Below are 11,915 nucleotides of genomic sequence, written 5' to 3' on the forward strand. Positions count from 1 at the left end.
TACGCAAGTAGATAAAGATAAAGGTTAAGCTACAAAGGGCGCATGGCGAATGCCTTGGCACTAGGAGCCGAAGAAGGACGCGTTAAGCTGCGATAAGCTTTGGGTAGGCGCAAATAGCCAGTGATCCAAAGATTTCCGAATGGGGGAACCCACATAGTAACAACTATGTACTGCATACTGAATAAATAGGTATGCAGAGGTAGACCCGGGGAACTGAAACATCTAAGTACCCGGAGGAAGAGAAAGAAACATCGATTTCCTAAGTAGCGGCGAGCGAAAGGGAAAGAGCCCAAACCTAGGTCTTTGACCTAGGGGTTGAGGATAGATCATAAATACTGCAATTCCTTAATTGAAGATAGCTGGAAAGCTGCTCCGCAGAAGGTAATAGGCCTGTAAATGAAAAGGAAAAACAGTCAGATCTAATCCAGAGTACCACGAGACACGTGAAACCTTGTGGGAAGCAGGGAGGACCACCTCCCAAGGCTAAATACTACCTAGTGACCGATAGTGAAGAAGTACCGTGAGGGAAAGGTGAAAAGAACCCCGGAAGGGGAGTGAAATAGAACCTGAAACCGTGTGCCTACAACCGGTCGGAGCACTTTTTATGTGTGACGGCGTGCTTTTTGTAGAACGAGCCAACGAGTTACGATATGTAGCAAGGTTAAGTACTTAAGGTACGGAGCCGAAGGGAAACCAAGTCTGAATAGGGCGCTATAGTTGCATGTCGTAGACCCGAAACCGGGTGACCTATCCATGGCCAGGATGAAGCGGAAGTAAAATTCCGTGGAGGTCCGAACCACGTTGGTGTTGAAAAACCATGGGATGAGCTGTGGATAGCGGAGAAATTCCAATCGAACTCGGAGATAGCTGGTTCTCCTCGAAATAGCTTTAGGGCTAGCGTCGATTAATTGAGTAATGGAGGTAGAGCACTGAATGGGCTAGGGGCTGACAACAGTTACTGAACCCTATCAAACTCCGAATGCCATATACTTTTATTTCGGCAGTCAGACTGCGAATGATAAGATCCGTAGTCAAAAGGGAAACAGCCCAGACCATCAGCTAAGGTCCCAAAGTGTAAGTTAAGTGGAAAAGGATGTGGGATTTCTAAGACAACTAGGATGTTGGCTCAGAAGCAGCCACTCATTCAAAGAGTGCGTAATAGCTCACTAGTCAAGAGATCCTGCGCCGAAGATGTCCGGGGCTAAAACTTACCACCGAAGCTATGGGTGTACACTATGTGTACGCGGTAGAGGAGCTTTCTGTACTGGCTGAAGTCATACCGTAAGGAGTGGTGGACGGTACAGAAGTGAGAATGTTGGCATAAGTAGCGAGAGTTAAGTGAGAATCTTAACGGTCGAAAACCTAAGGTTTCCTGAGGAAGGCTCGTCCTCTCAGGGTTAGTCGGGACCTAAGCCGAGGCCGAAAGGCGTAGGTGATGGACAATCGGTTGATATTCCGATACCACCAATGGACGTTATTAGAAATGGGATGACGCAGGAGGATAAGATGTGCACACTATTGGATGTGTGTCTAAGCATTTAGGCGGAGCAAGCAGGCAAATCCGTTTGCTCTTAACGCTGAGATGTTATGGGGAAGGGAATTTATTCCTGAAGTATCTGATTCCACGCTGCCAAGAAAAGTCTCTATCGAGGATATTGGTGCCCGTACCGCAAACCGACACAGGTAGGTGAGGAGAGAATCCTAAGACCATCGGAAGAATTGCTGTTAAGGAACTCGGCAAATTGACCCCGTAACTTCGGGAGAAGGGGTGCCTACGAAAGTAGGTCGCAGAGAATAGGCCCAAGCAACTGTTTAGCAAAAACACAGGTCTCTGCTAAAGCGAAAGCTGATGTATAGGGGCTGACGCCTGCCCGGTGCTGGAAGGTTAAGGGGATTACTTAGCGCAAGCGAAGGTATGAACTTAAGCCCCAGTAAACGGCGGCCGTAACTATAACGGTCCTAAGGTAGCGAAATTCCTTGTCGGGTAAGTTCCGACCCGCACGAATGGCGTAATGATTTGGGCACTGTCTCAACAGCACATCCGGCGAAATTGTAGTGCCAGTGAAGATGCTGGCTACCCGCGATTGGACGGAAAGACCCCGTAGAGCTTTACTGTAGCTTAGCATTGAATTTCGGTATTGTCTGTACAGGATAGGTGGGAGACTGAGAAACATGGGCGTCAGCCTGTGTGGAGTCATCCTTGGGATACCACCCTGACAGTACTGAGGTTCTAACTGGAGGCCATGAATCTGGTCACAGGACATTGTTAGGTGGGCAGTTTGACTGGGGCGGTCGCCTCCAAAAAAGTAACGGAGGCGCTCAAAGGTTCCCTCAGCGCGGTTGGAAATCGCGCGAAGAGTGCAAAGGCAGAAGGGAGCCTGACTGCGACACCTACAAGTGGAGCAGGGACGAAAGTCGGACTTAGTGATCCGGTGGTACCTCGTGGGAGGGCCATCGCTCAACGGATAAAAGCTACCTCGGGGATAACAGGCTGATCTCCCCCAAGAGTCCACATCGACGGGGAGGTTTGGCACCTCGATGTCGGCTCGTCGCATCCTGGGGCTGAAGTAGGTCCCAAGGGTTGGGCTGTTCGCCCATTAAAGCGGCACGCGAGCTGGGTTCAGAACGTCGTGAGACAGTTCGGTCCCTATCCGTCGCGGGCGTAGGAAATTTGAAGGGAGCTGTCCTTAGTACGAGAGGACCGGGATGGACAAACCTCTGGTGCACCAGTTGTCACGCCAGTGGCATCGCTGGGTAGCTATGTTTGGAAGGGATAAACGCTGAAAGCATCTAAGCGTGAAGCCCACCCTGAGATGAGATTTCCCATAACTCGTGCGTAAGCACGGTGTTAGTAAGACTCCTGGAAGAACACCAGGTTGATAGGTTAGAGGTGTAAGCATGGTAACATGTTCAGCTGACTAATACTAATAAGTCGAGGGCTTGACCTTAATATATATAAAGCGAGAATTTCACTGTGCAATTTTGAGAGAATATAATTTTCTCAATCTGGTGATTATGGCATGAAGGTAACACCCCTTCCCATACCGAACAGGTCGGTTAAGCTTCAATGCGCTAATGGTACTGCAGGGGTGACCTTGTGGGAGAGTAAGTCGTCGCCAGGTAACAAAAAACCACTAAGTCTAACTTAGTGGTTTTTATTTTGGTATGCCTTAAATTTGTTGACGTATGTCAACAGAATGAAAACATTAAATAATATATTTAGTAAGCTTATTTATAACCCCCATATGTAGAAATACATATTGGGTAATTTTTATGTTAAGAAATTATTTTTATTAAAGATGTGACTAATATTATTGAGTTATCAGCAGTTACAGGAATTAATTTAATATATAGTTAGTATTGCAGTCAGTTATAACCAAACTATTAAAAGGAAACTAAATTTAGGTAAAACCAATAATCAAAAGCTGATTTTGGGTAAATAGTAATATTATACGTATAGTATTTTAGATAAGAAGAGATACTTATTTAGTGGTGAAAGAATAAGGTGACTTAATTTATTAGTTTGAAAGTTAAAGCAAACTTATTTATAAAAAAGAAATCAACCTCTCTACAGATGCGTTGGTTTCTTTTATGACATTATGCAGAGGAAGGTAAAATTTTGTACAAAAAGTTTAAATTCAACGTTTTGATTATAAAAATATAGTATACTAATCCTAGTGTATCACTATAGAATAAAGTTAATAATTAGTAGTAACATAGAGAATAGTGAATATAATTGTCGTATTTCAAGAGTTAGCATAAATGCCTTATATGTGTATATGATAGAATATTCCTTGTAGTCACGAAAGAGTGGCTCAGAAAGTTAGATGTTAATTACAATTTAATAAATTTTTATATGAAAATTAATTTTAAAAAGTTATTGACAAAACAAGCAATACCAAGTAAAATAGTAGAAGTCGTCACATGATGACAAAGCAAATTGGTCTTTGAAAATTAAACAGAGAAATAGGTAAAATAGCGAAATAATATTTCGTTAGACCAGTTAATTACTTTAGATAAAAAAGTAATTTTAGTCGTAAGACTAAAAAGTATGTAATGAGCTTGCTAACCAGCTTAACAGTTGGCGCAGATTATTCATTTCAAATAAAAAGTGTAAACTTTTAAATTGAGAGTTTGATCCTGGCTCAGGACGAACGCTGGCGGCGTGCCTAACACATGCAAGTCGAGCGATGAAACCCTTCGGGGTGGATTAGCGGCGGACGGGTGAGTAACACGTGGGTAACCTGCCTCAAAGAGGGGAATAGCCTCCCGAAAGGGAGATTAATACCGCATAATATGTTTTGGTCGCATGACCTTTACATCAAAGGATTTTTCTTTTAGAGAATTCCACTTTGAGATGGACCCGCGGCGCATTAGCTAGTTGGTGAGGTAACGGCCCACCAAGGCAACGATGCGTAGCCGACCTGAGAGGGTGATCGGCCACATTGGAACTGAGACACGGTCCAGACTCCTACGGGAGGCAGCAGTGGGGAATATTGCGCAATGGGGGAAACCCTGACGCAGCAACGCCGCGTGAATGATGAAGGCCTTCGGGTTGTAAAGTTCTGTCTTCTGGGACGATAATGACGGTACCAGAGGAGGAAGCCACGGCTAACTACGTGCCAGCAGCCGCGGTAATACGTAGGTGGCAAGCGTTGTCCGGATTTACTGGGCGTAAAGGATGCGTAGGCGGACATTTAAGTCAGATGTGAAATACCCGAGCTTAACTTGGGTGCTGCATTTGAAACTGGGTGTCTAGAGTGCAGGAGAGGTAAGTGGAATTCCTAGTGTAGCGGTGAAATGCGTAGAGATTAGGAAGAACACCAGTGGCGAAGGCGACTTACTGGACTGTAACTGACGCTGAGGCATGAAAGCGTGGGGAGCAAACAGGATTAGATACCCTGGTAGTCCACGCCGTAAACGATGAATACTAGGTGTCGGGGGTCGAACCTCGGTGCCGCAGTTAACACAATAAGTATTCCGCCTGGGGAGTACGATCGCAAGATTAAAACTCAAAGGAATTGACGGGGGCCCGCACAAGCAGCGGAGCATGTGGTTTAATTCGAAGCAACGCGAAGAACCTTACCTAGACTTGACATCCCCTGCATAACCCAGAGATGGGCGAAGTCCTTCGGGACAGGGTGACAGGTGGTGCATGGTTGTCGTCAGCTCGTGTCGTGAGATGTTGGGTTAAGTCCCGCAACGAGCGCAACCCTTATCATTAGTTGCTACCATTTAGTTGAGCACTCTAGTGAGACTGCCCGGGTTAACCGGGAGGAAGGTGGGGATGACGTCAAATCATCATGCCCCTTATGTCTAGGGCTACACACGTGCTACAATGGTGAGTACAAAGAGATGCAAGACCGCAAGGTGGAGCCAAACTCAAAAACTCATCCCAGTTCGGATTGTAGGCTGCAACTCGCCTACATGAAGCCGGAGTTGCTAGTAATCGCGAATCAGCATGTCGCGGTGAATACGTTCCCGGGCCTTGTACACACCGCCCGTCACACCATGAGAGTTGGTAACACCCGAAGTCCGTGAGGTAACCGTAAGGAGCCAGCGGCCGAAGGTGGGATTGATGATTGGGGTGAAGTCGTAACAAGGTAGCCGTAGGAGAACCTGCGGCTGGATCACCTCCTTTCTAGGGAGTAGATGCAAAGACTTCGGTCAATGCAACAAGAAGAATTTAATTATTCTTCAAAATGTCTACTGTAATTACTCGTAACCTATTCTCTGTTTAATTTTGAGAGACTAATTTTAGTTAACTCTTTGGAGTTGACTAATAGATAGTTTTTCTAAAAATGTTCTTTGAAAATTGCACAGTGAAATTAAAGTTGTTTTAATAAGTTAAACCCATGTAAATGGTGTATAGATGAATTTAATACAATTTCGCAAAATGAATTAAAACGTTTATGTAAATAGACGAAATTATCTACGTAAGTAGATAAAGATAAAGGTTAAGCTACAAAGGGCGCATGGCGAATGCCTTGGCACTAGGAGCCGAAGAAGGACGCGTTAAGCTGCGATAAGCTTTGGGTAGGCGCAAATAGCCAGTGATCCAAAGATTTCCGAATGGGGGAACCCACATAGTAACAACTATGTACTGCATACTGAATAAATAGGTATGCAGAGGTAGACCCGGGGAACTGAAACATCTAAGTACCCGGAGGAAGAGAAAGAAACATCGATTTCCTAAGTAGCGGCGAGCGAAAGGGAAAGAGCCCAAACCTAGGTCTTTGACCTAGGGGTTGAGGATAGATCATAAATACTGCAATTCCTTAATTGAAGATAGCTGGAAAGCTGCTCCGCAGAAGGTAATAGGCCTGTAAATGAAAAGGAAAAACAGTCAGATCTAATCCAGAGTACCACGAGACACGTGAAACCTTGTGGGAAGCAGGGAGGACCACCTCCCAAGGCTAAATACTACCTAGTGACCGATAGTGAAGAAGTACCGTGAGGGAAAGGTGAAAAGAACCCCGGAAGGGGAGTGAAATAGAACCTGAAACCGTGTGCCTACAACCGGTCGGAGCACTTTTTATGTGTGACGGCGTGCTTTTTGTAGAACGAGCCAACGAGTTACGATATGTAGCAAGGTTAAGTACTTAAGGTACGGAGCCGAAGGGAAACCAAGTCTGAATAGGGCGCTATAGTTGCATGTCGTAGACCCGAAACCGGGTGACCTATCCATGGCCAGGATGAAGCGGAAGTAAAATTCCGTGGAGGTCCGAACCACGTTGGTGTTGAAAAACCATGGGATGAGCTGTGGATAGCGGAGAAATTCCAATCGAACTCGGAGATAGCTGGTTCTCCTCGAAATAGCTTTAGGGCTAGCGTCGATTAATTGAGTAATGGAGGTAGAGCACTGAATGGGCTAGGGGCTGACAACAGTTACTGAACCCTATCAAACTCCGAATGCCATATACTTTTATTTCGGCAGTCAGACTGCGAATGATAAGATCCGTAGTCAAAAGGGAAACAGCCCAGACCATCAGCTAAGGTCCCAAAGTGTAAGTTAAGTGGAAAAGGATGTGGGATTTCTAAGACAACTAGGATGTTGGCTCAGAAGCAGCCACTCATTCAAAGAGTGCGTAATAGCTCACTAGTCAAGAGATCCTGCGCCGAAGATGTCCGGGGCTAAAACTTACCACCGAAGCTATGGGTGTACACTATGTGTACGCGGTAGAGGAGCTTTCTGTACTGGCTGAAGTCATACCGTAAGGAGTGGTGGACGGTACAGAAGTGAGAATGTTGGCATAAGTAGCGAGAGTTAAGTGAGAATCTTAACGGTCGAAAACCTAAGGTTTCCTGAGGAAGGCTCGTCCTCTCAGGGTTAGTCGGGACCTAAGCCGAGGCCGAAAGGCGTAGGTGATGGACAATCGGTTGATATTCCGATACCACCAATGGACGTTATTAGAAATGGGATGACGCAGGAGGATAAGATGTGCACACTATTGGATGTGTGTCTAAGCATTTAGGCGGAGCAAGCAGGCAAATCCGTTTGCTCTTAACGCTGAGATGTTATGGGGAAGGGAATTTATTCCTGAAGTATCTGATTCCACGCTGCCAAGAAAAGTCTCTATCGAGGATATTGGTGCCCGTACCGCAAACCGACACAGGTAGGTGAGGAGAGAATCCTAAGACCATCGGAAGAATTGCTGTTAAGGAACTCGGCAAATTGACCCCGTAACTTCGGGAGAAGGGGTGCCTACGAAAGTAGGTCGCAGAGAATAGGCCCAAGCAACTGTTTAGCAAAAACACAGGTCTCTGCTAAAGCGAAAGCTGATGTATAGGGGCTGACGCCTGCCCGGTGCTGGAAGGTTAAGGGGATTACTTAGCGCAAGCGAAGGTATGAACTTAAGCCCCAGTAAACGGCGGCCGTAACTATAACGGTCCTAAGGTAGCGAAATTCCTTGTCGGGTAAGTTCCGACCCGCACGAATGGCGTAATGATTTGGGCACTGTCTCAACAGCACATCCGGCGAAATTGTAGTGCCAGTGAAGATGCTGGCTACCCGCGATTGGACGGAAAGACCCCGTAGAGCTTTACTGTAGCTTAGCATTGAATTTCGGTATTGTCTGTACAGGATAGGTGGGAGACTGAGAAACATGGGCGTCAGCCTGTGTGGAGTCATCCTTGGGATACCACCCTGACAGTACTGAGGTTCTAACTGGAGGCCATGAATCTGGTCACAGGACATTGTTAGGTGGGCAGTTTGACTGGGGCGGTCGCCTCCAAAAAAGTAACGGAGGCGCTCAAAGGTTCCCTCAGCGCGGTTGGAAATCGCGCGAAGAGTGCAAAGGCAGAAGGGAGCCTGACTGCGACACCTACAAGTGGAGCAGGGACGAAAGTCGGACTTAGTGATCCGGTGGTACCTCGTGGGAGGGCCATCGCTCAACGGATAAAAGCTACCTCGGGGATAACAGGCTGATCTCCCCCAAGAGTCCACATCGACGGGGAGGTTTGGCACCTCGATGTCGGCTCGTCGCATCCTGGGGCTGAAGTAGGTCCCAAGGGTTGGGCTGTTCGCCCATTAAAGCGGCACGCGAGCTGGGTTCAGAACGTCGTGAGACAGTTCGGTCCCTATCCGTCGCGGGCGTAGGAAATTTGAAGGGAGCTGTCCTTAGTACGAGAGGACCGGGATGGACAAACCTCTGGTGCACCAGTTGTCACGCCAGTGGCATCGCTGGGTAGCTATGTTTGGAAGGGATAAACGCTGAAAGCATCTAAGCGTGAAGCCCACCCTGAGATGAGATTTCCCATAACTCGCACGTAAGTGCGGTGTTAGTAAGACTCCTGGAAGAACACCAGGTTGATAGGTTAGAGGTGTAAGCATGGTAACATGTTCAGCTGACTAATACTAATAAGTCGAGGGCTTGACCTTAATATATATAAAGCGAGAATTTCACTGTGCAATTTTGAGAGAATATAATTTTCTCAATCTGGTGATTATGGCATGAAGGTAACACCCGTTCCCATACCGAACACGAAGGTTAAGCTTCAATGCGCTAATGGTACTGCAGGGGTGACCTTGTGGGAGAGTAAGTCGTCGCCAGGTAACAAAAAACCACTAAGTCTAACTTAGTGGTTTTTATTTTGCGTTAAGAGTATAAATTAAAATTTGTATACAGTACTTAAAACTTTTCCTATACTGTCATGAATAACTAGGGTTGCTTGATTATCATAAGGGGTGGAGGATTTGTTGATAAGAATTAAGTTATTTCCTTTAAAATATTTTATCAAATTTGCAGCAGGGTATACCACAAGAGAAGTGCCCCCCACAATTAAGGTATCAGCAATACTTATTGCTTTAATAGAACGTTCTAATATATTCATATCTAAATTTTCTTCATAAAGAACTACATCAGGTTTAATAATTCCACCACAACTATCACACCTAGGAATTATGGTTTTACTATTTAATATATAAGTTGAATCAAAAAAATGATTGCATTGCATACAGTAATTTCTATGTACAGACCCATGAAGTTCATATACATTTTTAGAGCCTGCCATTTGATGTAAACCATCAATGTTTTGGGTGATTATAGCTTTTAATTTATTTTTTTCTTCCAGTTTAGCCAATGTAATATGTGCATCATTAGGTATTACATCTAAAAAAATCATATTAGATTTGTAAAATTGAAAAAAATCCTCAGTATTATTTATAAAAAAGGAATGACTTAAAATAACTTCAGGAGGAAATTTTAAATCAGTTTTTATACTATACAAACCATTTTTGGAACGAAAATCAGGAATACAACTTTCTGTAGATACCCCTGCACCTCCAAAAAAAACCATATTAGTAGCATTTTTTATAATTGTTTTTAATAGTTCATAACTCATAATATCAGCTCCTTTATTACAGTATAACAGTTAAAGAGATATTTAGTAGTTATTAACAAGAAAGTATAGTATAATAAAAATTTTAAATTAGGTACAAGAAACTATATACTTATCCTAGTGTATCAATAGGAGATATGGGTAGGATTAATTATGAATAGTGGAGAAAAATAAAGATAAATTCACTATACGAACTATAACTTCATTATACAATAAGTTTGTTATGGTAAGATACTACTTGTCGTCACATGATGACAAAACAAGTTGGTCTTTGAAAATTAAACAGAGAAATAGGTAAAATAGCGAAATAATATTTCGTTAGACCAGTTAATTACTTTAGATAAAAAAGTAATTTTAGTCGTAAGACTAAAAAGTATGTAATGAGCTTGCTAACCAGCTTAACAGTTGGCGCAGATTATTCATTTCAAATAAAAAGTGTAAACTTTTAAATTGAGAGTTTGATCCTGGCTCAGGACGAACGCTGGCGGCGTGCCTAACACATGCAAGTCGAGCGATGAAACCCTTCGGGGTGGATTAGCGGCGGACGGGTGAGTAACACGTGGGTAACCTGCCTCAAAGAGGGGAATAGCCTCCCGAAAGGGAGATTAATACCGCATAATATGTTTTGATCGCATGATTGAAACATCAAAGGATTTTTCTTCGGAAAATTCCACTTTGAGATGGACCCGCGGCGCATTAGCTAGTTGGTGAGGTAACGGCCCACCAAGGCAACGATGCGTAGCCGACCTGAGAGGGTGATCGGCCACATTGGAACTGAGACACGGTCCAGACTCCTACGGGAGGCAGCAGTGGGGAATATTGCGCAATGGGGGAAACCCTGACGCAGCAACGCCGCGTGAATGATGAAGGCCTTCGGGTTGTAAAGTTCTGTCTTCTGGGACGATAATGACGGTACCAGAGGAGGAAGCCACGGCTAACTACGTGCCAGCAGCCGCGGTAATACGTAGGTGGCAAGCGTTGTCCGGATTTACTGGGCGTAAAGGATGCGTAGGCGGACATTTAAGTCAGATGTGAAATACCCGAGCTTAACTTGGGTGCTGCATTTGAAACTGGGTGTCTAGAGTGCAGGAGAGGTAAGTGGAATTCCTAGTGTAGCGGTGAAATGCGTAGAGATTAGGAAGAACACCAGTGGCGAAGGCGACTTACTGGACTGTAACTGACGCTGAGGCATGAAAGCGTGGGGAGCAAACAGGATTAGATACCCTGGTAGTCCACGCCGTAAACGATGAATACTAGGTGTCGGGGGTCGAACCTCGGTGCCGCAGTTAACACAATAAGTATTCCGCCTGGGGAGTACGATCGCAAGATTAAAACTCAAAGGAATTGACGGGGGCCCGCACAAGCAGCGGAGCATGTGGTTTAATTCGAAGCAACGCGAAGAACCTTACCTAGACTTGACATCCCCTGCATAACCCAGAGATGGGCGAAGTCCTTCGGGACAGGGTGACAGGTGGTGCATGGTTGTCGTCAGCTCGTGTCGTGAGATGTTGGGTTAAGTCCCGCAACGAGCGCAACCCTTATCATTAGTTGCTACCATTTAGTTGAGCACTCTAGTGAGACTGCCCGGGTTAACCGGGAGGAAGGTGGGGATGACGTCAAATCATCATGCCCCTTATGTCTAGGGCTACACACGTGCTACAATGGTGAGTACAAAGAGATGCAAGACCGCAAGGTGGAGCCAAACTCAAAAACTCATCCCAGTTCGGATTGTAGGCTGCAACTCGCCTACATGAAGCCGGAGTTGCTAGTAATCGCGAATCAGCATGTCGCGGTGAATACGTTCCCGGGCCTTGTACACACCGCCCGTCACACCATGAGAGTTGGTAACACCCGAAGTCCGTGAGGTAACCGTAAGGAGCCAGCGGCCGAAGGTGGGATTGATGATTGGGGTGAAGTCGTAACAAGGTAGCCGTAGGAGAACCTGCGGCTGGATCACCTCCTTTCTAGGGAGTAGATGCAAAGACTTCGGTCAATGCAACAAGAAGAATTTAATTATTCTTCAAAATGTCTACTGTAATTACTCGTAACCTATTCTCTGTTTAATTTTGAGAGAC

General features: G+C 45.2%; 1 protein-coding gene and 6 rRNA genes. 6 read left to right on the top strand and 1 reads right to left on the bottom strand.

Going from position 1 to position 11,915, the window contains the following annotated elements; genetic code table 11:
- Positions 1-22 precede the first annotated feature (22 nt).
- The 5 genes from G9F71_RS01070 (at position 23) to rrf (G9F71_RS01090) (ending at position 9,055) form a co-directional block, all read left to right on the top strand.
- A 23S ribosomal RNA gene (locus G9F71_RS01070) occupies positions 23-2,948 on the top strand.
- 57 nt (positions 2,949-3,005) lie between these two features.
- A 5S ribosomal RNA gene (gene rrf / locus G9F71_RS01075) occupies positions 3,006-3,122 on the top strand.
- A gap of 1,000 nt (positions 3,123-4,122) precedes the next feature.
- Positions 4,123-5,641, top strand: a 16S ribosomal RNA gene (locus G9F71_RS01080).
- Positions 5,642-5,955: 314 nt separating this feature from the next.
- Positions 5,956-8,881: ribosomal RNA gene (locus tag G9F71_RS01085) — 23S ribosomal RNA — on the top strand.
- A 57-nt stretch (positions 8,882-8,938) separates the two neighbouring features.
- Positions 8,939-9,055, top strand: a 5S ribosomal RNA gene (gene rrf, locus G9F71_RS01090).
- Positions 9,056-9,111: 56 nt separating this feature from the next.
- On the opposite strand, the gene G9F71_RS01095 is transcribed toward rrf (G9F71_RS01090), so the two are convergent.
- Entirely contained in the window at positions 9,112-9,843 is a 732-nt protein-coding gene (locus tag G9F71_RS01095) for an NAD-dependent protein deacylase (protein WP_164952554.1), read from the bottom strand.
- A gap of 443 nt (positions 9,844-10,286) precedes the next feature.
- On the opposite strand from G9F71_RS01095, the gene G9F71_RS01100 reads away from it, so the two are divergent.
- Positions 10,287-11,804 (top strand): 16S ribosomal RNA (locus tag G9F71_RS01100).
- Together the 16S, 23S and 5S rRNA genes form the textbook arrangement of a ribosomal RNA operon.
- The last annotated feature ends 111 nt before the right edge of the window (positions 11,805-11,915 follow it).

Source organism: Clostridium sp. FP2, from assembly GCF_011065955.2.
Classification (GTDB): domain Bacteria; phylum Bacillota; class Clostridia; order Clostridiales; family Clostridiaceae; genus Clostridium_AD; species Clostridium_AD tagluense.